This is a genomic window from Streptomyces sp. NPDC056161 (genome assembly GCF_042268025.1).
Classification (GTDB): domain Bacteria; phylum Actinomycetota; class Actinomycetes; order Streptomycetales; family Streptomycetaceae; genus Streptomyces.
In genome coordinates this window covers 325,564-350,752 of sequence record NZ_JBHJUV010000001.1, presented here as the reverse complement: position 1 = coordinate 350,752, position 25,189 = coordinate 325,564, and the positions used below count along the sequence as shown (strand labels likewise).

Here is a 25,189-nt window from a genome sequence, read left to right as displayed (position 1 = left end):
CGCTTGTCGTCGCGCGCTCTACCATGGATGCCAGGCCCCAGATACGGCCACCACAGGGCTGTACACGGGTCGGAGCGATACGGACACAGGCCCGGCCACGTCTCCCTGGCCGGGGAGCACGCCGACGAAGGAGGGGCTGCGGCCATGAGCTCGCTGTTGACCGAGAGCGACCTCATTCACGAGGAAGAGGTCGTGTGGCTGGAGAACCCCGAGGGGCTGGACTACGTCCGTCAGGCCCTGGACAAGACCCGGCGGCGCAACACCAAGCCGCCGTACGCCCGGGACGGGCGCATGGTGGGGTACGCGCTCCTGGACGACGCCGCCAACCCTGACCCGGACAGCGGCCTGTACAAGCGGCGGGTCTTCTTCCTGCTGCCCCACGACCGGGACAGCCTGCCCGACGGCCTGTACCGCGAGGGGGCCCCCGGTGAGGCGGTCGACCCGCGCACCATCGCCCCGAAGAAGCCCGGAGCCAAGACTCCGAGATCGCAGAGCGGCTCCGTGGCCATAGCGACGTCCGCGCCGTGACGGCAGGCACGGCGGGGGAGTGCGGGACGGCCCGGCCGGCCTGACTCCCGGGGGACCCCGTCCGTGCCGTGCAGAAGCTCTCACAGCGGACGCGCAGGACGGGCCCGGTCACTTTGGCCACAGGCCCCGTTCATCGCCGGTGCGGGGCTGTGACGGCCTACGAGGGCGTCGGGGCCGCCCGCTGTCAGCGTGGGCAGGACGGGCAAGGGCCGCACCTCGTAAGATGCGGCCCTTGCGCGGACCGGCTCGCCGTGTCGGCCGTACGCGCACCGACCGGCCACCGCCGAGGGGGAGTTACCTGGCGTCGCGTTCCGAGCCGCTGGGCCGCAGCACGAAGTCGCGCACCACGTCGGTGAATTGCTCCGGTTCTTCGATGTGACCCATGTGGCCGCTGTTCTCCAGGACGACCAACTGGGAACCGGGAATGAGTTCGTGGAGTTCCTGGGACCAGCGCGGTCCGCAGATCACGTCGTGTCGGCCCACGATCACCAGGGTCGGTACCTCCAGTCCCTTGAGCGCGGCGCGGTCGTCGACGAGATCGGGCGACAACTCCTCGTCCAGACCGGAGATGTAGGTGGCCCGGACCGCGTCCCGGACCGGGGCGAACCGGGCCTCGTTGCCCCAGTAGTCCGCGAAGTACGACGGCAGCACACCGCGGGCGACGGCCACGGTCGAGTCGTCGTCGTGCATGCCGGACATCGCGCCGAACGCGGCGAGCACACGGGCGAGTTGAGGATGCCCGGCGTGCTTCGCCGCGAACTCCCGCACCCTGCGGGCGGCTTCCTCACCGTGTTCGGGACCGGTGACCGGCGCCCCCTCGTACAGGATGACGCCCGCCAGCCGCTCCGAGCGGTGCAGGGCGTGGTAGGCCGCGACGAACGCGCCGTGGGAGTGGCCCAGCAGGTGCACCTCGGGCACCCCGAGCCGGTTGATCAACACCTCCAGGAAGCGGCTGTAGCGGTCCCGGGTGTAGCCGTGCGGGTGGGTGGGCAGCCGACTGGAGTCGCCGGTGCCGATGGGCTCCACGTAGACCATGGTCAGGTGCGGTTCCAGGAGCGGCATGCGCATGTAGTCCCAGAAGATGCCGGGTCCGCCGGAGTGGACCACACAGACCGGACCACTGCCGTGCACGTGGTAGCGCTGGGTGATGCCTCCGATCTCGAAGGAGTGGGTGCCGGGGGAGAGCGGGCCGTCCTCGGCCTGTGTGGCGGCAGCGGGGTTCGTACGGGGGCTCATGGCGATCTCCGAGTGGTCGAGAGTGTCACTGACACCGACACGGACCAGGGAGAGCACCGAAGTTCGGTCCATCGGGAGTGATTCAGGTCACATCGCGGTGGTCCCCGGGGTGAGCTGCGGGGATCAGGCTCCTCTCCGGCGCTGCCGAACAGTTTCACCGTGGCCTTGAGCCCGCTCGCGCGGATCGCCTGGGCGGCGGTGATGGCGGCGGCCGTGCCGCCCGCGCCCAGCGCGTTGCGGGCGTCGCCGTGCCCGGCACCGTAAGCGGGGCCGTAGACGTCGTAGTTGTAGACCAGCGGGTCGTGGACGGTGGCGCCCTTCTTCTGGGAGGGACCCGGCAGAGCGTCGTACCCGGCGTCGAAGCCGATGACGGGGGCCTCGGTGCCGTAGGTGGCGACGAAGGCGGTCGGGAAGCCCGCGGCGCCCCACTTCACAGGGGCGGGTGAGGCGGACCGCCGCACCGATCCGCGGTACGCCGGGCCGTGGCCGGGCAGTACGACGAGGACGGGCCAAAACCACATGTGTGCTGTGCACCTGGCGCGGTGCACAGCACACATGATCACTCACCGGCCGGTTGCCGACCGCTGGACATCGCGGGCGTCACGCCTCCTCGGGCGCCTCCAGGCTGGCCGGCGTGGCGCCGGGCGGGCCGAGGATGATGTCCCCGAACTCCTCGGTGACCGCCTGGAACAGCCCCATGTCCCACTCGGTGTCGGCCGTGGCCAGGTGTGCGGGCGTGCCGGTGCGGCGGATCAGCTCGGCGAACCGGGCGGGGGAGGTGATGGCCAGGGTGCGGGCACCGTCCGCGCCGGCCTTGATCGTGTGCGGGGTGTTCATCGGCACCCGGTAGAAGTCACCCGAGCGCAGGGTGTAGGTGTCGGGACCGGCCCACACCGTCAAGGTGCCCTCGACCACCCAGATGCGCTCCTCGTAACCGGTGTGCAGATGCAGGGGTGTGCCCGCGTGGGCAGGAAGTGTGACGTCGGAGATGTCGTGGCGGCCGTCCGTCTCCTCCGCGGATGTGAGGATGGAGAGGCGGAGGTGCTGGCCCAGAACGAATTGGCGGTCCTGGGGGACAGGCGGCGGTGAAGGGAAGTTGCTCATGGCGTGTGGCTCCTGGCTCACATGGACACCGAGATCCGGTGCATGGATGGCGTGCAAACAGGAATGTGTGAGGACACCGAGTGGGTCTTCATTCGATAGAGGGAGTCTATACACAAGAGTGAGGTAGGTGTGAGGAGGAAGCAGTGACGACACCTGCCCGGCACTGGCTCACACCCTCGCACACCTACCCGACGATTCACGGCTGTCCAGCGGGCTCGACACCCGATGTGTGATCATCGCGGCTGCCACACGTATGTTCCTGCCACTGGCATGCGCGAACGTCGGCACGGCCGGGTGGCGCGTGGGACGGGGGCGGCGGAGCCGACGGCGCTGCGGTAGTTGAGCGCTCCGACGATGACGACGGGTTCCTGGGTGGCCGGACCGATGTCGACGACGATGTTGTCGTCGTCCAATTCCGCGCGCCGGAAGGTGGCATCGACGAGGAAGGCCGCCCTGTGCAGACGCCGTGCGTCGCGTGCACCCTGGATAGGCCGTCACGACCCTGACGCCGGTCGGGTATCGGGCGGTTGCTTCCGAATGGCGCGTGTCTGCGGGGCGGCGCGGATCTGCATGGGTAATCGAGCCGGGGAAGTCTTTGGGTAGCATCCGGCCATGACTCAAAAGATTGTGACCGTTTACTACGACGACCTCACCGGTACGGAATCGGACGAGATCGGCACGCACAGGTTCTCTCTGAACGGCGTGGACTACGAAATCGACCTGACCCCGGAAAACTATGACAAATTGGACGCGGCGCTTCGGCCGTTCATCGAGAGCGGCCGGAAGTTGGGCCGGGTGAAGGGCGCGGGGCGGGTGCGCAAGGCCGCGGCGGAGGGTCCCAGCGCGGAAGAGGTTCGCGGGTGGGCCCGGGAGAACGGTTATGAGGTGAACGACCGCGGTCGCGTCCCCAAGGAAGTCCGCGACGCGTTCGACGCCTCCCACTGACCCACGAGGGATGGCCCCGGCATCTTGCCGGGGACTGTCTCGTCCGCCGAAGCACCGGCGGACTTTGACCAGTCGGTCCAGGTTTTGCCGGCCGCAGCCCGAAGTGCGGTGGAGCAGAGCCGTAAAGGGCATGGAAAGGGCGATGGTGTGGTCACCTTCGCCCTTCGATTTACGCGGGACTACTTTTTTGGGCGGCGCCTTCTCGGCTCGCGCGGTTGACCGGTTCGGTCCGCAGCCTGCGGCGGCGGGTGTGGTGCGCGAGCGGGGGCCGACAGGCGGTGTGGAGCCGGGTGCGCATGGTGTCGGGCTCGACCCGCTCCACCTGGACTACGACGCCCGCGACGGCCTTCCAGCCCATCGCGTCGCTCTCTCCGCGTCGGCTGGCTGTATCGCTTTCTTCATAACCTTCGGGCCATTCCTTGTCGCTCATGATCGCCCCCTGCTGAGCCTCACAGGCGAGCCATCCTCGGCCTGCGCGTCCGGGTGCCTTCGCCCGTCGGACGGACGACCCACGAACCGCCTCCGTGACGGTGCGCCGCGTTGACATCAAGAGGTCGTATGAACTCTGCGCGGCGCCGTCTCGTTTGAGTGGTTGTAGCGGGAACCCGGCGGCACGCACTCGCCGCCGACCGGGGCTGGAAGGAGCTTCGTATTCGCGGACGAGACCGTGTCCCCGTCGGCCAGGTCGGAGTGGTCCCCGGGATCACCGATCCGCCGCCCCGTCCCGCCGTGGTCGGGGCGTTTTCACCGGCAAGGGAGGCAACCATGGACGCGCAGCACGGCAGTCGTCTGCAACAGGCTCTGGCGGCGTTCGTCAGGAAGCACGAGGCCCTGCTCAAGGCCGAGTTGAAGCTGACGGAACTGTCGGTGACGGCCCAGTCCAGGGACGGTGCCGTGGAGGCCACCGTGGGCGTCGACGGGGAGACGTCCGGCGTACGGTTTCCGAACAACAGGTTCCAGGGCATGAGCGGTCAGGCGCTGGCCGACAGCGTCATGGAGGCTCTGACGACGGCGCGGGCCGAGGTCTCCGCCCGGCGCGCGGGCATCGCGGAAGCCAGTGGCCTGCACCTGACCGGCGGGCCCGCCCACGCCCTCGGCCCGGACCGGCGCGGTCTGGCCGTGCGGACCGAGCCGGGTACGCCCCAGGACACGCTGCGGCCACCGCGGCGCCGGGCCAGGGGCGTCGGCTGCTGAGACGCGGGGTCCGCCGGCCGGCCGACAGAAGTGACGTGCGACTCCTCCACGGACGGAAGTGACGGTTCCAGCCGTCGTACAGGGGCGGGCGCTGTGCGGACTGTGGTCTGACACCTGAACATACCTGTCCGTGGGTGAACGACACTGCCGGTCGTTGTGCCCGGGGCTGCCGCGACGGCACGGCGGCGGCACGAATTCGACAGTCTTCTGGCACTCACACCCGCCTAGGGTGCGGATCACGGGGGCTGCATCCGGCCACCGTTCGCCGTATGCCCCAGAACCAAGACGCAGAGGATCATGTTTACGCCCTCCATGGCTGCAAGCCGGTCAGACGCCCTCGGTGCGATCATGGACGAGCACCGGGACGGACTCGTGTCCTACGCCGAGCGCATGCTCGGTGACCACGGGCTGGCCGAGGACATCGTCCAGGAGACCGCCATCCGGGCCTGGCGGAACATCGACCGCCTCGCCGGCATGGAGGGCTCGGTACGCGGCTGGCTGTTCACGGTGACCCGGCACCTGGTCGTCGACTGGGTACGCAGGCCCCACACCCGCAAGGAGGTGGTGGGAGCCTCGTACGAGGATCCCTGGTCCCCCGCGAGCGGCCTCGACATGGTGCACGACTCCCTGGTGACCAGGCCCTTGTTGCGCCTGCTGTCGCCGGAGCACCGCGCGGTCCTGATCCACATCTATCTGTGCGACCGCACGATTCAGGAGACCGCCGGCATCCTCGGCGTGCCGGCCGGAACGGTCAAGTCCCGTCAGCACTACGCGCTGCGCAAACTGCGTGCCGCGGCCACCTTCGAACCGGTGTGAGCCCGGCCGTCACGGCATCCCGGACTCCAGGCACATCTCCAGCGCGGCGGTGAGCTGCCGCCGGAAGGTGTCCACCCGGGGGTAGTGGCTCAGGTCCTGGATCAGGGCCGGCAGGACGTACTGCTCGGTGACGATCCACTGCGCCGCGTCCGTCCGCTCCTTGAACTGCTGCGGACGCACACCCGACCGGGGGGCCGGCAGGGCCACCCCGGCGTCGTGCGGAGCGATCAGGGTGGTCGCGGCGTCGGCGGTGTGCAGGTAGTGCTCGAACATCCGGGCCCGCGCCTCGGCGAGCGTGTCCGGCCCGTCCTCGGTACGGCTGAGTTCGGCCGCGTAGGTACGCAGCAGACTGTGGCAGGCGTACCGGCCGGGCGTCTGCTCGACGACCATGTGGCGGTCGACGAGTTCGGCCATGTGCGCACGTGTCGTCCACGGGTCGGTACCCAGCAGACTGGTCGCGGCCGGGAGCGCGATGTCGGGGGAGGGGTGCAGGCTCAGCAGCCGGAACAGGGCCGCGGCACCGTCGCTCAGCGTCTCGTAGGAGCGCGAGAAGACACTGCGGACGTCCGTACGGGCGTCGTCGTGGCTGGAGAAGGTGATGAGGCTGTCCCGGTTGTCCCGGAGGTCCCCGGCCAGCGAACTGAGCGGGAAGTTCGGCTGCATGAGGGCCCGCGCGCCGAGGACGGCCAGGGCCAGCGGCAGGCCACCGCACAGGTCGACGATCTCCTGCGCCGTCGCGAGCGCGCCTCGGACCCGGTCCGCGCCCAGTCGGCCCTCCAGGAGTTCCAGGCCCTCGTGCCGGGTCATGGGGGCCAGCGGGACGAGGCGGGCGTTGTCGGTGACGGCCAGGCCCGCCAGCCGCCGCCGGCTGGTGACGATCGTCAGACAGCCCGGGGTACGGGGCAGCAGCGGACGTACCTGTTCGCAGTCACGGGCGTCGTCCAGGACGATCAGCAGCCGGCGTCCGGCCAGCGCGCTGCGGTAGACCGAGCAGAGCGCCGCATTCCCGTGTGCCGGGTCCGGTCTCGCACCGAGTGTGCCCAGGATCTCCGCCATCGCCGGGACGGGGTCGAGGGGTGGTTGCGAGGCGTGGTGTCCGCGCAGGTCGATGTGGATCTGCCCGTCGGGGAACCGGTCGGCGACCAGGTGGGCCCAGTGCAGCGCCAACGTGGTCTTGCCGACACCCGCCATGCCGCAGATGGCCACGGTCGTCGCCGGGGGGTGGCTCTCGCCCTCCAGGGGCAGCGACTCCAGGCACTGGCTGAGTGCCTTCTGCCGTCCCGCGAACGGCAGGTAGGCCGCAGGGAGTTGCGTGGGTCTCGATAGCGGCGCGGCCTGCGGCAGCGGCTTGGTCTCCTCCCGCGACACCCTGCGCGCCAGCAGGTGCTGCTGGGCGGAACGCAGACCGGGACCGGGCTCGACACCGAGTTCTTCGGCCAGGGTGCGCCGGATGTTCTCGAACTGGCGTAGTGCTTCGGCCCGCCGGCCGGTGGCGGCGAGGGCCGCGATGATCCGGGAGTGGATGGCCTCGTCGAAGGGGTGTGAGTCGACCGCGCGACGCAGCGCCGCGAGGATCTCCTCCGTGAGGGCGGGTGCGTCCGTCAGAACCACGTCGGCGGCCTCCTTCACCGTCGCGACGTATTCGTGTCCCACGGACGTGAACAGAGGGTGCCGCGCCACATAGGTGCCGGCGGCGACGGTCGGGCCGCGCCACAGGTCCAGAGCCCCGATGAAGTCCTGTGCGCCCTTCTTGGGGTCGCCCGCCTTGACCGCGAGCTGCGCCTGTGCGCGAAGGTCCCGGAAGCGGAGCAGGTCGGACGTGGCCGAGTCCACGCGGAGGCGGTACCCGTCCGCGGCCCGCACGAGGTGTTCGGCCTTGGTCCGGTTGCGCAGTTCGGGCTCCAGCGTTCTGCGCAGGGCGCCGATGTGGCGGTGTACGACGTTGACGGCGCTGGGGGGCGGGTCCTCGTCCCACAGGATGTCCACGGCCTCGCTGAGCGTGAGCGGTCCCGGCGCCCGGAGCAGCAGGAGCGCGAGCAGGGCCCGTCTCTTCGGCGGCCCCATGTCCAGCTCTGTGTCGCCGCGCCGGACACACACGGTACCGAGGACCGAGTAGCGCACTCTTGCATCCATCCCGCGGCTGACCTCGCTGTTCCTTCCGTATCACGCCGTCTTGAGCGCCGGATCTTAGTAACCTGCTTAACTGGTTACGTCACCGTCTCATCCGTGAGCGCCGGGTGTCAAGCGGACACATGCCGTCCGGTGGCCACTTGCCTCCCTCTGGATGAACCGGTGGCACACAAGAGTTGGTTCGAAGGAACCACGTATCCGTTCTCCGCCGTGGGATGTTTGCGCGGGTTGATCACGGATCCTCCTGTCGGTCGCGGTCGCGGTCGCGGTCGCAGTCGTGGTCGGACAGGGAGGGGCGGTGAGCGACGGAGACGCGCGCACCTGGCCTACGGGGCGGCGCGCCGCGGGCGCACACGCCCGCCGGAAGTACCGGGCGGCTTCCGTACGGTGCGGCCGTCAGGTGAACCTTTTCGCCGCCGCCGTCCGTGCAACAGATGGAGGAGTCGGCGCCGGGTGGCGTCCGTCCGGCGGGACAGCGTTGAGGAGATCGGCGATTGAAGATCGGCGTGGGGCAGCCCCACCGGATTCGCCCTGTCCGGCGCGCCGTCATCCCCGAGTGGGCCAGGCGCTCCCAGGAGGCGGGCTTCAGCTCGCTCGGCTCACTCGGACCTGGCTCCTACCCGGCCGTCATGGACACGGTCGCGTCGGTACCCGCGGCGGGCGCCATGAGTGAGAGGGGTCCGATGAGCACCCTGCTGCTCGGGCCCGTCCGGCCGCCGATCCCGCCGGCGAAGGAGGCGGTCGGCTTTGACGCGGTGTCCGGCGGCCGTCGCACGCTGCGGCTTGGGCTGGGCGGACGGCGGGACGATTTCGTGGGGGACGGCCACGGGTCGCGCGGGGCCGGCAAGCGGCTCGACCGGGACATCGGGACCTACCGCAGCAACGTGTGGCGCGGCCACATACCCCCTGGTCGTGTGATACCCCCCGGTTGTGACAACCCGGTCGTGCCCTGGGGGAGCCGTGCGGTGCCGCTGCTGTTCGGCGGCATGGCACAGGCGTCGTCCGACCAACGCGGTACGGCGAGTACGGCGGTCATGAACGGAGGCGGTACGGCGGTCATGGGTGGGGGTGGTCCGGCGGAGATGAGCGGAAGCGGTACGGCGGCCGTGAACAGTGGCCGCTCCGGGACACATGAGCCGTGGGGGCCGCTCCGCCCGCCTGCCGCGCACGCGTGTTCGCACACCGGACGGCGAGCGGCCGAAAGCCGGACGACCGGCACCGGCAGTGCCCCGCCGAGCCGCGGTACGGCGGGGCATGTCGTGCGTGCCACCTGGGGCCGCACGGCGAACCGGACCGCGGGCGGCGCGTATCAGTCCTCGTCGTCCGCCAGGTCGTCCGCGGTGACACCTGCCGCGGACTCGGCGAGGGTGTACATCACCGACCGCTGCTGCTTGTGGCGTCGGATCCGCCCCTTCGCGACGAGCGACTCAAGGGTGTTCCGCACGACCTGCGGGGTGGGCGACCTGTCCGGGTGCTTCTGCATGAGTTCGTCCCGCAGCTCCTTGGCCAGGCGCGGCTCGTCGTAGGCAGCGAGCAGGTCCGCCAGGAGATCCCCGAGCAGGGGCTGCCGCGACTTCCCCTTCGCGGCAGCCTTCGTCGTCGAGGTGCTGGTGCGTTTGCCCGCGGACGACGCCGGGCGGCGCGATGGTGTGTCGGCGGCGGACTCCTGCTTGGCCTTCGGGTGGGACTTCGCCCGTGTGATGACGGGCTCGTCCTGCGCCTGCTCGGGCAGCGGGGACAGTTCCTCGGAACCCTCGTACCGCTCAGCGAGTACCAGGATGTCGACCAGGAGTGCTTCCTCCTGCTCCAACATCTTGATCTTCTCCGCCAGCTCTCGCTGTCGGCGACGGTTCTCCTCCAGATCCGACGCGGCCTGTGCTACGTACCGCGATCGGAGCGTGGCGGCTGAATGGCTGGTCACAACCGTTCACTCCCTAGTAATGGTTGACGCTGCGCATGGTACCTATGCCGCAGCGCCGGTGCAGAGGAGCGCTGACGACGTGAAAGGGCTCCCCGAGGCCGTGTTGCTGGCGGCGGCGGTCGCCGGTGCGTCGGGTCTCGGCACAAATATGCCCTTGAAGTGTGCAACTGAACCGCTCATTGCGGCCGATCCCGGGGATGCGTACCAGATGTCCAGCGGCATATGTGATGAAGAAGACATGATGGTAGGGATATGTTCCATGCCGACATCTCACATGTGCCCTGCGGTCACCTGGACGTGCCGCCGACCGGCACCGCGGGCCGCGCGGCGACGTCGATGTGCGGACGGGGGATTCTCCGGCCGCGGCCGGAGCGGTCCGCCCGCGGCGTCCGCGTCCGCCGACCCGCACCCGTACCCGGAGCGCGCGCCCGCACCCTTCTTCTGACTGGCGGTAGCCGGGGGTCGGGCGGCGCTCCGTCCGGCACGGAGCGGCGGGAGATGTGCGAGGGCGAGGCCAGGCTGCGGGTGAGCCCGATGTCTCCGTGGCCGGATCCGGTGGGTAACCGGTGGGGGAGCGGTCACGAAGATGTCTCAGGGTGCACACGTGTGAGTAAAGAGAGCCCGTGGTGGTGGGTATAACGTGAGTGACGTTCACCTCTTACCGCACGGTAGGTCGCTGGTCCGTGCTCTGCCCGTGGCGGCTTCGGATCGGCATCGTCCCTGCTCAGAGTGGATTTACTGGCGGTGCTCCGGTTGTTCACATGTCGAGCTGCACTGACAGGTCACATGTGTGTCACAGCTGCGGAAGTATCTGATACGTGCACTGCATAGAGTGTGCGTGCAGAGACTGCATCCGGTCTGTGTGACAGAGAAACAGGATGGCTCAGAGTATGGCTACGCTCCCCACGGCCACCACCCGGTCGGATCTGCTGGGCACGATCATGAGAGAACACTGGGACCAGCTCGTCTCGTATGCCGAGAGGATGCTGGGCGACCACGGAATCGCGGAGGACATCGTCCAGGAGACGATCATTCGGGCCTGGCGGAACATCGACCGCCTGCACGGGATGGAGGGCTCGGTCCGGGGCTGGCTCCTCACCGTGACTCGGCATCTTGTCATCGACTGGGTGCGCAAGCCCTACGCGCGCAGGGAGGTGGCCGGAGCCGCGTACACCGATCCGCAGTCGCGGACCGACGCCTTCGAGTCGGTGCACAGCGCCATGGTGGCCAGGCCCCTGCTCGGCCGGCTGTCCCCGGAGCACCGCGCGGTCCTGATCCACATCTACCTGTGCGACCGTACGGTCCAGGAGACCGCAGGAATACTCGGCGTGCCTCCGGGCACGGTCAAGTCCCGGCAGCACTACGCGCTGCGCAAACTGCACACCGTGCTCAGCTCCGAGGCCGCCTGAGCGGGCCTTGTGGTGCTCCGCCGGGTGCACGGCGGGCTCCGCCAGGTGTACGGGGGAGGACCCGTGTGCGTCGGTCTGTGCTTGACGGTCCGTGTGTGACGACCTGTGTGCGCCGGTCCGTGCGTGACGGTCCGTGCGTGACGACCCGTGCGTGACGACCCGTGTGCGGCGGCACGGAGGAGAGCGGCGGGTCAGCGGCCCGCCAGGACGGGCGCGTTCTTCCTCCGGGCGCGGTAGGTGGCGGCCTTGACCTTGTTCCCGCAGGATTCCATGCCGCACCACTGCCGCCGTGCGCCCCGGGAACGGTCGACGTAGACGCGGGTGCACTCGGGGTTGCCGCACTCCTTGAGCAGGTGTGCCTCCGGTCCGCCGAGCAGTTCGACGGCGTGCCGGGCCACGGTGGCCAGGGCCTGTTCGGGCGTCGCCGCCGTCCGCCGCCGCGGCGGGCTGAATTGCGGTGCCGCGGAGGGCCTGCGCGCCGCGGCGTTCACCTCGGCGAGCGCGTTCTCGTCGTACCGCTCGCCGAGCCGACGGGCCGCCACCAGTGCGTAGACGGCCTCCCGGACGGCCTTCGCCCGCTGGAGGTCGGCTTCCCCGGCCGGGGTGACCGAGTCGACGAGTCCGGACTCCCGGTACCAGGCGGCGAGCCGGTCCGGTGTTGTGAGCATTTCAAGTCGAGACGATCGTCTGGCGCGCAGCGTCGCCGCGAAGTCGAGCGCGGGGTCGCCGCACACGAATACATGGTCAGGTTTCATGTAACCATTTTGACGGGTGACAGTCAGGCATGCAAGACCCGTAACCTGTTAGAGGGGTTGGCATGTTGACGGCAGTCCTGTGACATGTCACGCTCGTAACCCGTTAAGGCAGTGACTCGGTGGGGGTCGTGATCGCAGTCGTGGCCGTCGGCGCGCGCCGGCACGCCTTCGACCGCGATTCCCGCGCGCAGTGAAGCCCGTCGCCCGGTATGTCGAAGGTATGTCGAAGGAGCAGCGAACATGGCAGCACAGCCGAGACGGCGCGCCGAGGGCGCACCCGTGGGGCGGCGCGCCCTGCTGGGTGTGCTCGGCGCCGGGGCCGCGGGACTCGCCGCCGCGCCGTACCTGCAGAGCGGGTGGGAGAGGTTCCTCGCCGCGGCCTCCCAGGTCGACTCGACCGGGCTGACCGGCCTGCTGCCCAACCCGGGTGGCTTCCGGTACTACAGCGTCGTCGGTTCGGTGCCGCACAAGGACGAGACGAACTACCGGTTGACGATCGGCGGCCTGGTCGACCGGCCGAAGACCTATTCACTCGGCGAACTGCGTGCGCTTCCGCAGACACGGGTCGTCCACGACGTCCTGTGCACCGACGGATGGCGCGTGGACGACACCCCCTTCACCGGCGTGAAACTGGCCGATCTCCTCGATGCCGCCGGAGTGCGGTCACGGGGCACGGCAGTCCGGTTCACCTGCTTCGACGGCGCCTACACCGAAAGCCTCACCCTGGAGCAGGCCCGCCGCTCCGACGTCCTGGTGGCGCTGAACATGCAGGACAAGCCGATCACGCACGAGCACGGCGGTCCGGTCCGCCTGTACGTGGCGCCCATGTACTTCTACAAGTCGGCCAAGTGGCTGTCCGGCATCGAGGTCACCGACAAGGTGGTCCCCGGCTTCTGGGAGGAGCGAGGTTATGCGGTCGACGGCTGGCTCGACGACGCCGACCGGCACGACGCCGCCGCCTGAGGTCTCCGGCCGGGTCCGCCGGTTCAGCACCGCCGAACGCCTGGTCCACCGGGCCACCGGCTGCCTGATGCTGCTGTGCCTGGTCACCGCGGCCTGTCTGTATCTGGGCCCGGTCGCCCAGCTCGTCGGCCGGCGGCACCTGATGGTCACCGTCCACGAGTGGTCGGGCATCCTGCTGCCCGTGCCCTTCCTGCTGGGGCTGATGTCCGCGGAGTTCCGCGCGGACCTGCGCAGGCTGAACCGCTTCGCGGTGTACGACCGGCAGTGGCTGCGGGCCGTCCGCAGGCGTCTGACCTCGCCGCAGGCGCGCCCGGCCGGCAAGTTCAACGCGGGACAGAAGCTCTACGCGGGCTGGATCGCCGGCGCCGTGCTGATGATGATGTTCACCGGCCTGCTCATGTGGTTCATGGGTCTGCTGCCCTTCATCTCCCGCACCAGCGCGATCTTCGTCCATGACTGTCTCGCCTGGGCGATGACCGCCGTCCTGCTCGGGCATCTGCGCAAGGCGTACGCGGACCCGGAGGCGAGGCTCGGCATGCGGACCGGATACGTCAGCCGGTCCTGGGCGGAGCTGCACCATTCCCGATGGCTTCGCGAGGACCGTCTCGGTAGGGTGGCGGAGAAACCAGTTGATAAGTGACATATCTCTCAGGCGCGGTCTCATCGTGACGCCGGAGACCGTCCGTGACCCGCCGCCTCGGACCGGGGGGCGACCCGCCGCCGCGGACCGGGGGCGGCCCGCCGCTACGGAGCGGACCCGCCGCTACGGAGCGGGAGGCGACCCGCTGCCGCAGGCCGCTGCGACCCGCCGCCGGACCTGCTCGGCCGGGCCGCGTCAGACCCGGCCGACAAGGCGGGACACGCCCGTGCCGCACTCTCCCGTTCGGGGCGCACCGGGCACACATGGCAATGAGGACAGGAAACCAAATCTGTGGGTGACACTCGACCACACGCAGGAGACAAGCACGACGACGAATCCGTATCGGCCCTCGGCGAGGACCTGGCAGCCGCACTGCACTGTGCCGTCCACGAGGCGGTCCACCGCCTCGGTGCCGTCGCCGCGGCCGTGTATCTGCTGACCGCCGACGGCAGCGAGCTGCGGCCGGCCGTGATCGGCGGCAGCCCGCCCGCCGTGCTGACCCTGCCCGGTCGGATGGCCCTGGACACCCTGTACGCCTCCGCTCACGCGCTGGTCACCCGCGAGCCCGCGTTCCTGGCCGACCCGGACCCGCAGCGGGAACCGGAGCCCGGCACCGTGGCCTACCCGTACACCGTCGCCGCGGTTCCCCTCATGCAGGGCGAGGACCGCTTCGGTTCCCTGACGGTGCTGCGCACCGCGGACAGCGGCGGGTACAGCGACCTGGACCGTCGGCGACTGCGCCGGATCGGCGACCGGCACGCCGCCGCCCTGGCCGGCCTCCTGGACCAGGGCGCCGTGCTGACACCCGGGAACCTCCCGCTGCTGGTTCCGGTGTTCGGCACTCGGGCGCCCTCGCCGTCGCCCGGCATACCCGAGATCACCTGGGGAGTGCCGGGCGTCGCCGGGTCCGCCGGGATGAGCCTGATGTATCCCCTGCACCGGCTGGCCGCCATGCTGAACCGGGCGACGACCATGGAGCACATCACCGCGGCGGCGGAGTTCTGTCTCAGGGCGCCCTTCCGCGCCCAGGCGATGGCCCTGGCGTCCGCGGCCGACGGCCGCCTGTGGGTGGTGGGACACAGCGGCCGGTCGTCGCGTCTCGTCCGCGAGGTGCACGGCACACCCTCGCACGCCCGTACACCCGCGGCTCGGGCCGCGCAGAGCCGGGCCGGGCGGGCCCTGTTCTTCCCCGCGCCGCCGGACGGCGAGTCGGGTCCGGGTCCGGGCCAGGGTTCGGGTACGGGTACGGGTACGGGCATGGCGACGGACCGGGGACGCGCCGCGGTGGCGCCGGACGGCGAGTCGGGTCCGGGCCCAGGTACGGGTACGGGCACGGCGAAGGACCGAGAACGCGCCGCCGTGGCGCTGGACAGTGAGTCCGGCGTGGCCGGGGACCGGGGACACGCCCTCGCCTGCCTCCCGCTCATCGGCAGCAGGCACGTCGTCGATCTGCCGATCGCCAGGGACGACCACACCGTCGGGGTCTGCTGTCTGACCTTCGGCGGACCGCGGAGCTTCGCGCCCGAGGAGATGGCCGTGCTGAGCATGATGGCCGGGCTGCTCGGTTCGGCGGTCGAGCGGGTCGTGCTGGGTGCCCGGTGCAAGGCATTCGCCGAGAACGTCCAGGCGCGGCTGCTGCCCTCCGCGCTCACCGAGGTGCCCCGGCTCAGCACCGCGGCCCGGTACCAGCCGGCCACGGTCTGCGGGGAGACGGGCGGCGACTGGTACGACGTGATCCGGATGCCGGACGACCGCGTCGCGCTGGTCATCGGCGACGTCGAGGGGCACACGATCGAGAGCGCCGCCGTCATGGGTCAGCTGCGCAGCGCCGTGGCCGCCTACGCCGCCGAGGGCCATGGGCCGGCGGCCCTGCTGCAACGGACCGGCGCCCTGCTGGCGCGGCTCGGCACCGACCTCCTCGCCACCTGCTGTGTGGTGGCCCTGGACACCGACGACGGAACGGCCGAGGTGGCGCTGGCGGGGCACCCGACGCCGCTTCTCAGGCTGCCCGACGGCACCGTGCGTCCACTGCGGGCACCCGCGAACGTCCCGCTCGGGCTGACCGACGGCACGCCTTACCACGCCTGGAAGCACACCCTGCCGACCGGCGCGTTGCTCATGCTCTACTCGGACGGGCTGCTCGATCCCGTCGATCCCGGCGGGACGGGTGCCTCCGAACTGCTGGCGACCATCGGCAGGGAAGCGGGCGACAACCTCGAAGACCTGGCCGATCGCCTGTTGCAGGGCATGACCGGCTCGTGCGGGCGGCGCGACGACATGGCGCTGCTCCTGGCCCGCTACGAAGGAGCGGACGACACGGCGACGCCTCGGACCGGGCGGCTGCACATCCACCGGCGTGACCTGCGCGCGGTCGCACAGGCCCGTGGTTTCGTGCACGAGCGCCTGCGTGACTGGGGACTGGCGGACCTGTCGGACGATCTCCAGCTCCTGACGTCGGAGGTCGTGACCAACGCCCTGGTCCACGCGGGCAGCGACGTCGACATCCGCATCAGGTTCCTCGGGAACCGCGTCCGGCTTGAGGTGCGGGACGAGGACACCGACCCGCCCGTGCCCGCCCTGTACTCCCTGTCGGAGGAGGGGAGCAGCCGGGCCGAGCACGGGCGCGGCCTCTTCCTAGTCGACGCGCTGGCCCGCGCGTGGAACACCTCACCGAACGGCCGGGGCAAGACCGTCTGGCTCGAAGTGGACGTTCGGGAGGCGGCGGACCGTCGAATGACCTAAGGGGTCTGACCTGTATGTGTCTGCCGGACGGGTGGACACGTGTGTCTTCAGAACGGCGCGCACATCGGTGGCCAGCCGTTTCTTTCCGCGGCCGGTCTCTGTCCTGGCGGTGCCGTTCCGGTACGCGGGCGATTCGGTACGGCGCTGCCGCGGTGACCGTCAACTGACTGATGTGCCGGGGAGAGACCCGGGCCAGAGTGGGTGACGTCGACCTCGGTGGAGTTCTGGCCGCCCGCGCCCTGCTTCCCTTGTCACCCCCGTAACCTGCTTGACCGGTTACACATGTTCGTGTCATTCTCTTCCCGATACCTGGGCCGGAGACACGCGAAAGACATGTGTCACCGTCCCAGGCAGACACCTACTTCTGGATAGGAAAGTCATGAGACGACTTCTGACCGTCCTCGCGGCCGGTGTGCCGCTGGCCGGGGCGGTGTTCCTGCCGACCGCCTCGGCGGACACCGGGAGCTCCGCCTCCGCCCCGCGTACCTGCTCGTCCATCGGCGTGAAGGCACCGGCCGGCACCGAGGTGGAGAACGTGACCTCGGTCAGCCGCCCGGCCGGCACGGTGGACGTGCCCGCCATCCCGCCGCTGGACGCCGCGCAGGTGCCCGACGTACCCGCCTACTGCGACGTGACCGTCACGCTGACCCATCCGGGCCAGGGCGACCACGCCAAGGTGAAGGTCTGGCTGCCGCAGAACGACTGGAACGGCCGCCTGCAGACGGTCGGCGGCAGCGCCTACGCCGCCGGCGACTACGGATCGGGCCTCGCCGCCGCGGTCAAGAACGGCTACGCCGCCGCGACCACCGACGCCGGCGTCGGGACCTACCTGGACACCAGCTGGGGGCTGAACAGCAAGGGCCAGGTCGACACGGCGCTCCTGGAGAACTTCGCCTCCCGGTCCGAGCACGAGACGGCGGTGGTCGCCAAGGAGGTCATCGACGGCTTCTACGGCCGGGCCGCCTCCTACTCGTACTTCAACGGCTGCTCGACCGGCGGCCGTCAGGGCTACATGGAGGCCCAGCGCCACCCCGACGACTACGACGGCATCCTCGCCAACGCGCCCGCCATCAACTGGGACGAGTTCGAGGTCGCCACCCTGTGGCCGCAGGTGGTGATGAACGAGTCGAAGACCTACCCGACCGACTGCGAGTTCAACGCGTTCAACGCCGCCGCGGTCAAGGCCTGCGACCCGCTCGACGGCGTCAAGGACGGCCTGGTCGAGGACCCGAACCGGTGTGACTTCGACCCGCGCAAGCTGATCGGCACCACGCTGGAGTGCAACGGCAAGCAGGTGACCATCACGGCGGCCGACGCGGCCGTGGTCCGCAAGATCTGGGACGGCCCGCGCACCGCGTCGGGCAGCAAGCTGTGGTCCGGCGTGCCGATCGGGGCCTCGCTCGGCTTCCCGAACCTGGCGGGCACCCTGCCCGGCACCGACGGCAACCTCAAGGGCGCGCCGTTCCCCGTCCCCGCCTCCTGGGTGGCGACCTGGCTGAAGAAGCAGCCGTCATTCGACGTCTCGACCATCACCTACAGCCAGTTCACCCAGCTGTTCAAGCAGTCCCAGGCCGAGTACGACAAGGTCATCGGCTCCGACGACCCGGATCTGTCGGCCTTCCGCAGGTCCGGCGGCAAGCTGCTCACCTGGCACGGCCAGGAGGACCAGCTCATCCCCACCCAGGGCACGGTGCAGTACCGCAAGCAGGTCGAGCGGAAGATGGGCGGCGCACAGCGCGTCGACGACTTCTACCGCCTCTTCCTCGCCCCGGGCACGGCCCACTGCGGCCTCACCGGCCAGACCGACGACCTCGGCGCCCTGCGGACCTGGGTCGAGCACGGCAAGGCCCCGAAGACGCTGACCGCCACGCTGACGAACTCCGCCGGCCGACAGGTCACCCGTGACCTGTGCGCCTACCCGATGGTGTCCCGCTACAAGGGCCACGGTGACCCGGCCGCCGCCGACAGCTTCCGCTGCGTCCGAGACACCCGGCACTGATCCTCCCCACGACGCACGTCACCCCAGAAAGGCCCCACCACCATGAGCACCAACACCGCGACACCCGGAGCGCCCACGGCGGCCGGTGAGCGCTCCTCCCTGCTGAGGCTCTACCTGTCCCGAGGCATCCTGGCCGTCGCGTGGGCCGCCGTCTTCGCCGGAGCCCACGAGAGCGTGGACGCCCTGGCGATCACCCTGCTGGTCGTCTACCCGCTGATCGACGCGGTCTCCTCGTTCATCGACCGCCGTGCCCTGCCGGCGGGGTCGGAGCGTCAGGTGACGACGTTCAACGGGGTGCTCAGCACCCTCGCCGCCCTCGCCGTCGGCATCGCGGGGGCCGGGGGAGTGGCGCCGGTGCTCCATGTGTTCGGCGCCTGGGCGATCCTCTCCGGAGCGGCCCAGGTGGTGGTGGGGCTGCGGCGGCGCGGCCCGGAGCTGGGCAAGCAGTGGCCGATGCTGATCGCGGGCGGCCTGTCCTTCCTCGTCGGCATCACCTACAACATCCAGGCCGCGGGCGACGATCCGTCGCTGGACGTGCTGGCCGTCTACGCCACGGGCGGCGGCGTGTTCTTCATCGCCCAGGCCGTGCTGCTGGGCTGGAAGGCCCGCCAGCTGCGGACCCGGACCGCCTGAGCCCCACGTCGCGTCTCCCGGTCCGCACCCGCACGGGTGCGGACCGGGCCCTTCCGTGCCACCCGCCCGATTCACCCGCCCGATTCACCCGGAAGGGGTGGCGCCCCCGACCGGGACCGCCACCCCTTCGGTGTCCTCCACGCTCGTCACCGGCTCACCGGCTCACCGGCTCACCGGCTCACCGGCTCACCGGCTCACCGGCTCACCGGCTCACCGGGTGTGCGGCCGACCCCGCGCCCGCGCCGGAGCGCGCTCAGCCGATGCGGTAGCGCACCGGCAGCGACACCGCTCCCCGCATGATCCCGGACGGGATCCACCGGAGGGAGTCCACCGGAACGGCCAACTCCAGCTCGGTCACCCGGGCCAGCAGGGTGCGCAACGCGATGGTCGCCTCCAGCCGGGCCAGCGGGGCACCGAGGCAGTAGTGGACGCCGTGGCCGAAGGCCAGATGGCGGGCGTGCGGACGGGCGACGTCGAGCACAGCGGGATCCTGCCCGGCGGCCTGCTGGGCGTCGTGCCCGGCCGAGCCGAGCGCCACCGCGACGATGCCGCCCCGGGGGATCCGCACCCCGCCCAACTCGATGTCCTCGGACGCGAAGCGGTTCGTGGACCGCTCGACCGAGGTGTCGAACCGCAGGAACTCCTCCACCGCCCCGGGCATCAGCTCGGGACTGTCCCGCAGCAGCCGCAACTGGTCGGGGCGGCGCAGCAGTGCGAGGGTCGCATTGCCCAGCAGATTGACGGTGGTCTCATGGCCCGCGACCGTCAACATCAGGGCCGTACCGACCAGTTCCTCCTCCGACAGCCGACCGTCGTCCTCGTCCCGGACGGCCACCAGCGCGGACAGCAGATCGTCCGCGGGGGCGTGCCGTTTGTCCGCGATGAGGCCGCGCAGCAGGCCGTGCAGACCGGCAAGCGCCGGGCGGTGTTCCGGCGAGGCGACCTGAAGGGCGTGGCTCGACCAGCGCCGGAAGTCCTCCCGGTGCTCCACCGGGATGCCGAGCAGCTCGGCGATGACGGCCACTGGCAACGGCGCGTTGAACGACTCCACGAGATCGATCTCACCGGCGAGTGGCATGGCGTCAATGAGGTCGTCCGCGATCTGCTGGATGCGCGGGGCCAGTTCGGCCGTGCGCCGCGGTGTCATGGCCCCCGCGGCCAGCCGGCGCAGCCGGGTGTGCTCCGGCGGATCGGCCTCCAGCATCTGCGCGCCGAGTCCCACCCCGGGCTGATGCAGTACGTATCCCGCGGCGGCCAGGGCGTCGGCGGCCGGCCGGTCGTCCTTCAGCAGCGCCGGGTGGGTCAGCGCCTCCCGGGCCAGATCGTGCCCGACGACCACCCAGCCCTTCAGACCCAGGTGGAACTCGGCCGGGTGGATGGGACCGAGCGCCCGCAGCCTGGCGTACTGCGCGGGGGCGTCCGCCTTGAACGCGGGGTTCAGGACCACCCTCCCGTTCCGGTGGGGGCACTGGTCTTCCTGCGGGTTCATACGGTTCTCCCCGGTCTGCGGGCCCAGGTTCCCGGGCGGGTCGGTACGGTGGGCTGCGCGCCCCGGTAGGGCGTTGCGCACCTGGTGGCCGGCTTCGGGAGCCGGTACGAAGCGGTCGCCCCCGCAGGCAAGCGTGCGAGGACGACCACTTCTGCCCCGCCGCCCGTGACCAGCCAATCACCATCTTGGCGGCGGGGGGTCTCCATCTGGGACAACGAACAAGCACTCGGCCGGGGTTCACGGCCCCCGCGCAGAGCCCGGCCGGGCGCGTCCGGGTCCGCTGCCCGCAGTCCCGGCCGTGGCCTCCTGACGGCCCCGGGGGCTCAGGTGAGGGCGGCGACCAGCAGGGCGAAGGCGGCGATGATGACGGCGACGCGGACGTAGTGGAAGCGGTCCCAGCGGTTCATCTGCTGCTTCCAGTCGGCGGGCAGGTTCTCGGTGGTCCACGTCTTGCCCCGGTTGTTGATCGGGACGAGCAGCACGATCGACATGATCACGCTGAGGATCAGCAGCGCGGCGGCGGTGACGACGAGGCCGGTGTCGTGGTGGTGCCGTCCGGCGATGGCCCAGACCGCGACGAGGACGAGCGAGGCGATGTACCAGAACGGCATCACGGCGCCGAGCAGCCGGGCCCCGTGGGTGCGGCCGTGCAGGCCGTTGTCGCCGGGGAGGCGGTCGAGGATCGGGTTGACGAAGAAGGCGACGGAGAACTCCACCCCCACCATCACGCCGACGACCACGGTGGTGACGACCTCGATTGCGTTGAGCATGATGACCCCTCCAGGGATCTAGCGCCGCTAGGTGATGAGGCAAAGCTAGTTCTACTGCCGCTCGAATGTCTAGCGGTGCTAGGATCGACGCATGTCGGTACAGGAACGCAAGGAGCGCGAACGCGCGGACCGCGAACGCCTCATCTTGGCGACGGCCCGCGAACTCGCCGAGCGGCAGGGCTGGGACGCGGTCACCACCCGTCGGCTCGCCGAGCGCATCGAATACAGCCAGCCCGTCCTCTACAGCCACTTCCGCGGCAAGCGCGAGATCATCGGCGCTGTCGCCCTCGAAGGCGCCGCCGAGATGGCCGCGGCGCTGCGGGCCGCGGCCTCCGCCGCGGACGGCCCGCGCGCCCGGGTCACCGCCCTCGCCCGCGCCTACCTCGACTTCGCCGCACGCAACCCGGCGGTCTACGACGCCATGTTCCAGCTCGACGGCGGCCTTGCGTTCGCGGACGAGGACACCCCGCAACCCCTGAAGGACGCCTTCGCCGCCCTGCTGGAGAGCCTCGGAGAGGTCGCAGGCGACGGCGTCCACCCGGCACTGTTCACCGAGGTGTTCTGGGCGGCCCTGCACGGGCTGGCGACCCTGACCCGGGCCGGACGGCTGCCCCCGGAGGACACCGAGCGGAGGACGGAGCTGCTGGTGGACCGCCTCGCCAAGCACTGACGCACCGTCCCGGCGGACACACCGTCAGGGTCCTCGGACCCCGCTCCCTGCACGCGGCATCGCCTTCGGTCACTCGCGCCCGCGCGGCGCAGCGCAGATCGCCCGCCCCCGTCCCCCGGCGAGGCACCCGCCCCGGAAACCGCGGGTGCTCATTGATCACGACCTCATACGCGTCCTAGAGTCATGACCACACATATTTTTCTATCGCGAGATACATGTTCAAGGGGTGCTCATGCCAAATGTGTCCGGACCCGCGGGCGCGTCCCCGGATCACGCCGTGCCCCTGCCCGGCCTGGGCGAAGACCCCGTCGCCGTGCTGGAAGCCGCGGTGTGGGCCATGGCCGCGGTGGTGAGCACCCAGCGGCAGGCGCTCACGGAACCCCTCGAAGACGTCCTCGCCGCCGATCCGCAGCGTGCCGCGGTCCTGGCGAGCGTCGGTCTGCTGAGCAGGACCGGCGACGGATTCGACGTGCACCCCACGCTGCGACCCGCGGACGGTGCCGACGCGCGCAGCGCGGTGGAGGCCAAACTCAGCTCGCTGCGCCAGGCGGTCGCCGCCGCGGCCGCCCCACCGGCCGGTGCGCCGCAGGGCGGCTGGGCGGCACAGACCGACGAGGTGCTGCTCGGCCAGGGCCGGGCGTCGGCCGGGACCGGTCGCGCGCTGGCCGGGAAGGTCGTGCCGCAGCTCGCCGGCGCCGCGGACCTGCTGGCCGCCGAGGGGAGCCGCGTCCTCGACGTGGGCACCGGTGTGGGGCTGCTCGCCCAGGCCCTGGCCGAGTCCCTCCCGCACGCCCGGGTGACGGGCATCGACGTAATGGAGCGGGCGCTGCGCCTGGCCCGGCAGGAACTGGCCGGGGCGGACCCGGCGGTGGCCGCCCGGGTGTCCTTCCGCCGGCAGGACGCGGCTGACGTGCTGGAACGCGACGCCTACGCGCTCGTCTGGCTGCCGGCCCCCTTCCTGTCCGAGGGGGCGTTGCGGTCCGCCCTGCCCCGCCTCGCGTCGGCCCTGGTGCCGGGCGGCTGGCTCGTGGTGGGCACCAACCCGGCCGCCGGTGACGCGCTGCGCCGGTCGGTGGGCCAGTGGCTCGCGGTGCGCAACGGCGGCAACTCCTACGACACGGCACGGATGACCGAGGTCCTGGAGTCACTCGGCCTGCGGGAGTCACGGACCTTTCCCACGGTGCCGGGCGGCCCTGTCCTCGTGGCGGCCCGGCGCGCCACGGGCTGAACCCGGCCCCGGGGCATCGGTGCGGATGCTTGCCGACTACCGCCACATCACGCGGGAAACGACACAAGAGCGCCCGAACCGGACTCCTGTAGCAGCAACCTCCCGAGCGTCGTCACGCCCAGGCGACCGTGGAGATCGAGGGACCGGAGAAACTGGCCCGCATGGCGGAGGAGTTCTCCCAGTCGCTCTCCGCCCGCGTCGCCACGATCGACTCGTACACCCTCGGAGAGGGCGCCACCCTTCCCGCCTCCGATTAGGGCTCCGCACGCATCCGGCGATTCCTGAACCATGCGGCGTCGAAGCGCACCCAGTTCGTCACATACGCGCGGAAGACCATCGACATATGAAGCGGACGCGGACCCGGCCCTGGACATCACGCCTGGCGCGACGCGTCGGCGACGGCGTCGGCAGGTGCGCATGCTGATCGGCGCTCCGCCCGGCCCCTGACGGCCGGCCCGGGGCCGGAGCCGGAGCCGGAGCCGGTGTAGGTCGGCTGTCGGCGGTGGACGGCGCGCTGTCGGTGGTCTGTCGACGGCTGCCGGAATCCTGGCAACGGTCGGCAACGGTCGGCATCGGTCGGCGCTGGTCGGCAACGGTCCGCAACGGCGCCGCCGGCCACGTCAGCACACCGTGCCGACTCACTGGGACGGCGCTCCCGATGTGCTCGGCCGGGGGCCCGCCCAGCGGTCCGCGATCAGGAAGGAAGCACCATGACCACTCCGGTCACGATCATCGGCGCAGGACTCGGCGGGCTCACCCTGGCCCGCGTTCTGCACGTCCACGGCATCCCGGTCACGGTCTACGAAGGGGAGCCCTCCCCGTCGGCCCGTGCGCAGGGCGGGATGCTCGACATACACGACTACAACGGGCAGCCCGCCCTTGAGGCGGCCGGCCTGATGGACGAGTTCCATGCCCTCGTCCTGGCGGGCCGCCAGGCGATGCGGGTTCTCGACCGGGACGGGAACGTCCTGCTCGACACACCCGACGACGGCACGGGCACACGCCCCGAGGTGCAGCGCGGCGAGTTGCGGCGGATCCTGCTCGAATCGCTCCCGGCGGGCACCGTCCGGTGGGGGCAGAAGGCCAACGGTGTCCGGGCGCTCGGCGACGGGCGCCACGAGGTGTCCTTCGCCGACGGCAGCACCGTCACCACGACCCTGCTGGTCGGCGCGGACGGCGCCTGGTCACGGGTCCGCCCGCTGCTCTCCACCGCCACCCCCCGGTACACCGGCATGTCCTTCGTCGAGACCTATCTGTTCGAGGGCGAGACCCGGCACCCTGCCGCCGCGAAGGCGGTCGGCGGCGGATCGATGCTCGCGCTCGCACCCGGGAAGGGGATCCAGGCCCACCACGAGAGCGGCGGCACGTTGCACACCTACGTGGCGCTGTCCAAGCCGCGGGACTGGTTCGCCGCCGTCGACTTCACCGACGCCGCGGCGGCCACCGCCCGGATCGCGCGCGAATTCGACGGCTGGGCACCGGAACTCACCGCGCTGATCACCGACAGCGACACCGTGCCGGTGCTGCGTCCGCTCTACACCCTGCCCGTCGGGCACCGGTGGGACCGGGTGCCGGGGGTGACCCTGGTCGGCGACGCCGCGCACCTCGCGGCCCCGAACGGCGAAGGCGCCAACCTGGCCATGCTCGACGGCGCCGAACTCGGCGAGGCCCTCGCCGCACCCCCCGACGACACCGAGACCGCACTCGCCCAATACGAGCGGGCCATGTTCCCCCGCAGCGCCGAAGCCGCCACGGACGGCGACGGGTTGTACGAGTTCATGTTCGGGGACGCCGCACCCCACAGCCTGATCGACATGTTCACCGGATCCGAAGGGCCCCGTTGAGCACGCCGAGCGAAGCCCGCTGCGGTTCGGCAGCGCTCTGAGGGGGAGCGAGGAACTGCGCGACCGGCTACGACCCCGCCTCGGGGCATTCGCCGCCGTCGGGGCGGTCTTGGGTCGGCATCGGGTCGGCATCGGGGCGTACTCGCGCGCTGTCCGGCCCGCGCGGGTTCGGC

23 protein-coding genes and 1 pseudogene are annotated in these 25,189 nt (G+C 70.9%); 14 read left to right on the top strand and 10 right to left on the bottom strand.

Going from position 1 to position 25,189, the window contains the following annotated elements:
• Positions 1-144: 144 nt before the first annotated feature.
• Positions 145-528: a DUF6009 family protein gene (locus tag ACFC09_RS01575; RefSeq protein ID WP_376522642.1), complete on the top strand. Its 384-nt coding sequence runs from the start codon at positions 145-147 to the stop codon at positions 526-528.
• Positions 529-822: 294 nt separating this feature from the next.
• Here the strand turns inward: ACFC09_RS01575 and ACFC09_RS01570 are convergent, their stop codons facing one another.
• The 4 genes and pseudogenes from ACFC09_RS01570 to ACFC09_RS01555 all read right to left on the bottom strand — a co-directional run.
• Positions 823-1,764, bottom strand: a complete 942-nt coding sequence (locus tag ACFC09_RS01570; protein ID WP_376522640.1) for an alpha/beta fold hydrolase — start codon at positions 1,762-1,764, stop codon at positions 823-825.
• Positions 1,761-2,285: a hypothetical protein gene (locus tag ACFC09_RS01565; protein ID WP_376522638.1), complete on the bottom strand. Its 525-nt coding sequence runs from the start codon at positions 2,283-2,285 to the stop codon at positions 1,761-1,763. Before ACFC09_RS01565 ends, ACFC09_RS01570 begins: the two co-directional genes overlap by 4 nt.
• 79 nt (positions 2,286-2,364) lie before the next feature.
• Positions 2,365-2,868 (bottom strand): cupin domain-containing protein, encoded by a 504-nt coding sequence (locus tag ACFC09_RS01560; protein WP_376522637.1) that lies wholly within the window; start codon positions 2,866-2,868, stop codon positions 2,365-2,367.
• Between the two features lie 329 nt (positions 2,869-3,197).
• Positions 3,198-3,338, bottom strand: a pseudogene (locus ACFC09_RS01555) (6-carboxytetrahydropterin synthase); the annotation flags it as partial.
• A 142-nt stretch (positions 3,339-3,480) separates the two neighbouring features.
• Between ACFC09_RS01555 and ACFC09_RS01550 the strand changes: the two are divergent.
• The gene (locus tag ACFC09_RS01550; RefSeq protein ID WP_376522635.1) at positions 3,481-3,813 is read left to right on the top strand and encodes an Lsr2 family protein; all 333 of its coding nucleotides are present in this window, start codon (positions 3,481-3,483) and stop codon (positions 3,811-3,813) included.
• A gap of 169 nt (positions 3,814-3,982) precedes the next feature.
• Here ACFC09_RS01550 and ACFC09_RS01545 read toward each other — a convergent pair whose 3' ends face one another.
• Positions 3,983-4,243, bottom strand: coding sequence for a hypothetical protein (locus ACFC09_RS01545; RefSeq protein ID WP_376522633.1), 261 nt, complete (start codon positions 4,241-4,243; stop codon positions 3,983-3,985).
• Positions 4,244-4,578: 335 nt separating this feature from the next.
• On the opposite strand from ACFC09_RS01545, the gene ACFC09_RS01540 reads away from it, so the two are divergent.
• The gene (locus tag ACFC09_RS01540) at positions 4,579-5,007 is read left to right on the top strand and encodes a YbaB/EbfC family nucleoid-associated protein (RefSeq protein WP_376522631.1); all 429 of its coding nucleotides are present in this window, start codon (positions 4,579-4,581) and stop codon (positions 5,005-5,007) included.
• Positions 5,008-5,319: 312 nt separating this feature from the next.
• Positions 5,320-5,823, top strand: a complete 504-nt coding sequence (locus ACFC09_RS01535) for a sigma-70 family RNA polymerase sigma factor (RefSeq protein ID WP_376522629.1) — start codon at positions 5,320-5,322, stop codon at positions 5,821-5,823.
• A gap of 9 nt (positions 5,824-5,832) precedes the next feature.
• Here the strand turns inward: ACFC09_RS01535 and ACFC09_RS01530 are convergent, their stop codons facing one another.
• Together ACFC09_RS01530 and ACFC09_RS01525 are read right to left on the bottom strand one after the other, a co-directional pair.
• On the bottom strand, positions 5,833-7,956 hold the full coding sequence (locus tag ACFC09_RS01530) for a BTAD domain-containing putative transcriptional regulator (RefSeq protein WP_376522627.1): 2,124 nt from the start codon (positions 7,954-7,956) through the stop codon (positions 5,833-5,835).
• Between the two features lie 1,306 nt (positions 7,957-9,262).
• Positions 9,263-9,874 carry a hypothetical protein gene (locus ACFC09_RS01525; RefSeq protein WP_376522626.1) on the bottom strand — a complete coding sequence of 204 codons (612 nt, stop codon included), beginning with the start codon at positions 9,872-9,874 and terminating at the stop codon, positions 9,263-9,265.
• An 890-nt stretch (positions 9,875-10,764) separates the two neighbouring features.
• On the opposite strand from ACFC09_RS01525, the gene ACFC09_RS01520 reads away from it, so the two are divergent.
• A complete protein-coding gene (locus ACFC09_RS01520) occupies positions 10,765-11,283 on the top strand; it encodes a sigma-70 family RNA polymerase sigma factor (RefSeq protein WP_376522624.1) in 519 nt (172 codons plus the stop codon).
• A gap of 191 nt (positions 11,284-11,474) precedes the next feature.
• On the opposite strand, the gene ACFC09_RS01515 is transcribed toward ACFC09_RS01520, so the two are convergent.
• Positions 11,475-12,038: a CGNR zinc finger domain-containing protein gene (locus ACFC09_RS01515; protein ID WP_376522623.1), complete on the bottom strand. Its 564-nt coding sequence runs from the start codon at positions 12,036-12,038 to the stop codon at positions 11,475-11,477.
• 240 nt (positions 12,039-12,278) lie between these two features.
• On the opposite strand from ACFC09_RS01515, the gene ACFC09_RS01510 reads away from it, so the two are divergent.
• The 5 genes from ACFC09_RS01510 to ACFC09_RS01490 all read left to right on the top strand — a co-directional run bounded on the left by ACFC09_RS01510 (position 12,279) and on the right by ACFC09_RS01490 (position 19,015).
• Positions 12,279-13,001, top strand: coding sequence for a molybdopterin-dependent oxidoreductase (locus tag ACFC09_RS01510; RefSeq protein ID WP_376522621.1), 723 nt, complete (start codon positions 12,279-12,281; stop codon positions 12,999-13,001).
• Complete coding sequence (locus tag ACFC09_RS01505; protein WP_376522619.1) at positions 12,949-13,641, top strand: cytochrome b/b6 domain-containing protein; 693 nt, start codon at positions 12,949-12,951, stop codon at positions 13,639-13,641. Before ACFC09_RS01510 ends, ACFC09_RS01505 begins: the two co-directional genes overlap by 53 nt.
• A 291-nt stretch (positions 13,642-13,932) precedes the next feature.
• Positions 13,933-16,383 (top strand): SpoIIE family protein phosphatase, encoded by a 2,451-nt coding sequence (locus ACFC09_RS01500; protein ID WP_376522617.1) that lies wholly within the window; start codon positions 13,933-13,935, stop codon positions 16,381-16,383.
• A gap of 379 nt (positions 16,384-16,762) precedes the next feature.
• Entirely contained in the window at positions 16,763-18,382 is a 1,620-nt protein-coding gene (locus tag ACFC09_RS01495; protein ID WP_376522615.1) for a DUF6351 family protein, read from the top strand.
• Positions 18,383-18,424: 42 nt separating this feature from the next.
• Positions 18,425-19,015 (top strand): DUF308 domain-containing protein, encoded by a 591-nt coding sequence (locus ACFC09_RS01490; RefSeq protein ID WP_376522613.1) that lies wholly within the window; start codon positions 18,425-18,427, stop codon positions 19,013-19,015.
• A 253-nt stretch (positions 19,016-19,268) separates the two neighbouring features.
• Here ACFC09_RS01490 and ACFC09_RS01485 read toward each other — a convergent pair whose 3' ends face one another.
• Both ACFC09_RS01485 and ACFC09_RS01480 read right to left on the bottom strand, forming a co-directional pair.
• Positions 19,269-20,504, bottom strand: coding sequence for a cytochrome P450 (locus ACFC09_RS01485; RefSeq protein WP_376522611.1), 1,236 nt, complete (start codon positions 20,502-20,504; stop codon positions 19,269-19,271).
• 323 nt (positions 20,505-20,827) lie between these two features.
• Entirely contained in the window at positions 20,828-21,274 is a 447-nt protein-coding gene (locus ACFC09_RS01480) for an anthrone oxygenase family protein (RefSeq protein WP_376522610.1), read from the bottom strand.
• Between the two features lie 91 nt (positions 21,275-21,365).
• Here ACFC09_RS01480 and ACFC09_RS01475 point away from each other — a divergent pair, with 91 nt between their 5' ends.
• From ACFC09_RS01475 to ACFC09_RS01460, 4 genes are all read left to right on the top strand, one after another.
• Complete coding sequence (locus ACFC09_RS01475) at positions 21,366-21,944, top strand: TetR/AcrR family transcriptional regulator (RefSeq protein ID WP_376522609.1); 579 nt, start codon at positions 21,366-21,368, stop codon at positions 21,942-21,944.
• Positions 21,945-22,176: 232 nt separating this feature from the next.
• On the top strand, positions 22,177-23,172 hold the full coding sequence (locus ACFC09_RS01470; RefSeq protein ID WP_376522607.1) for a class I SAM-dependent methyltransferase: 996 nt from the start codon (positions 22,177-22,179) through the stop codon (positions 23,170-23,172).
• Between the two features lie 128 nt (positions 23,173-23,300).
• The gene (locus ACFC09_RS01465) at positions 23,301-23,429 is read left to right on the top strand and encodes a hypothetical protein (RefSeq protein ID WP_376522605.1); all 129 of its coding nucleotides are present in this window, start codon (positions 23,301-23,303) and stop codon (positions 23,427-23,429) included.
• 453 nt (positions 23,430-23,882) lie between these two features.
• Positions 23,883-25,016, top strand: coding sequence for an FAD-dependent oxidoreductase (locus ACFC09_RS01460; RefSeq protein ID WP_376522603.1), 1,134 nt, complete (start codon positions 23,883-23,885; stop codon positions 25,014-25,016).
• Positions 25,017-25,189: the final 173 nt, after the last annotated feature.

Bases quoted from the DNA above. Each gene is read 5' to 3' on its own strand.
- ACFC09_RS01570 (WP_376522640.1), bottom strand. From the start codon at position 1,764: ATGAGCCCCCGTACGAACCCCGCTGCCGCCACACAGGCCGAGGACGGC.
- ACFC09_RS01485 (WP_376522611.1), bottom strand. From the start codon at position 20,504: ATGAACCCGCAGGAAGACCAGTGCCCCCACCGGAACGGGAGGGTGGTC.
- ACFC09_RS01490 (WP_376522613.1), top strand. From the start codon at position 18,425: ATGAGCACCAACACCGCGACACCCGGAGCGCCCACGGCGGCCGGTGAG.
- ACFC09_RS01480 (WP_376522610.1), bottom strand. From the start codon at position 21,274: ATGCTCAACGCAATCGAGGTCGTCACCACCGTGGTCGTCGGCGTGATG.
- ACFC09_RS01545 (WP_376522633.1), bottom strand. From the start codon at position 4,243: ATGAGCGACAAGGAATGGCCCGAAGGTTATGAAGAAAGCGATACAGCC.
- ACFC09_RS01565 (WP_376522638.1), bottom strand. From the start codon at position 2,285: ATGTGGTTTTGGCCCGTCCTCGTCGTACTGCCCGGCCACGGCCCGGCG.
- ACFC09_RS01460 (WP_376522603.1), top strand. From the start codon at position 23,883: ATGACCACTCCGGTCACGATCATCGGCGCAGGACTCGGCGGGCTCACC.
- ACFC09_RS01495 (WP_376522615.1), top strand. From the start codon at position 16,763: ATGAGACGACTTCTGACCGTCCTCGCGGCCGGTGTGCCGCTGGCCGGG.
- ACFC09_RS01535 (WP_376522629.1), top strand. From the start codon at position 5,320: ATGGCTGCAAGCCGGTCAGACGCCCTCGGTGCGATCATGGACGAGCAC.
- ACFC09_RS01550 (WP_376522635.1), top strand. From the start codon at position 3,481: ATGACTCAAAAGATTGTGACCGTTTACTACGACGACCTCACCGGTACG.
- ACFC09_RS01470 (WP_376522607.1), top strand. From the start codon at position 22,177: ATGCCAAATGTGTCCGGACCCGCGGGCGCGTCCCCGGATCACGCCGTG.
- ACFC09_RS01530 (WP_376522627.1), bottom strand. From the start codon at position 7,956: ATGGATGCAAGAGTGCGCTACTCGGTCCTCGGTACCGTGTGTGTCCGG.
- ACFC09_RS01575 (WP_376522642.1), top strand. From the start codon at position 145: ATGAGCTCGCTGTTGACCGAGAGCGACCTCATTCACGAGGAAGAGGTC.
- ACFC09_RS01505 (WP_376522619.1), top strand. From the start codon at position 12,949: ATGCGGTCGACGGCTGGCTCGACGACGCCGACCGGCACGACGCCGCCG.
- ACFC09_RS01475 (WP_376522609.1), top strand. From the start codon at position 21,366: ATGTCGGTACAGGAACGCAAGGAGCGCGAACGCGCGGACCGCGAACGC.
- ACFC09_RS01560 (WP_376522637.1), bottom strand. From the start codon at position 2,868: ATGAGCAACTTCCCTTCACCGCCGCCTGTCCCCCAGGACCGCCAATTC.
- ACFC09_RS01510 (WP_376522621.1), top strand. From the start codon at position 12,279: ATGGCAGCACAGCCGAGACGGCGCGCCGAGGGCGCACCCGTGGGGCGG.
- ACFC09_RS01515 (WP_376522623.1), bottom strand. From the start codon at position 12,038: ATGAAACCTGACCATGTATTCGTGTGCGGCGACCCCGCGCTCGACTTC.
- ACFC09_RS01540 (WP_376522631.1), top strand. From the start codon at position 4,579: ATGGACGCGCAGCACGGCAGTCGTCTGCAACAGGCTCTGGCGGCGTTC.
- ACFC09_RS01520 (WP_376522624.1), top strand. From the start codon at position 10,765: ATGGCTACGCTCCCCACGGCCACCACCCGGTCGGATCTGCTGGGCACG.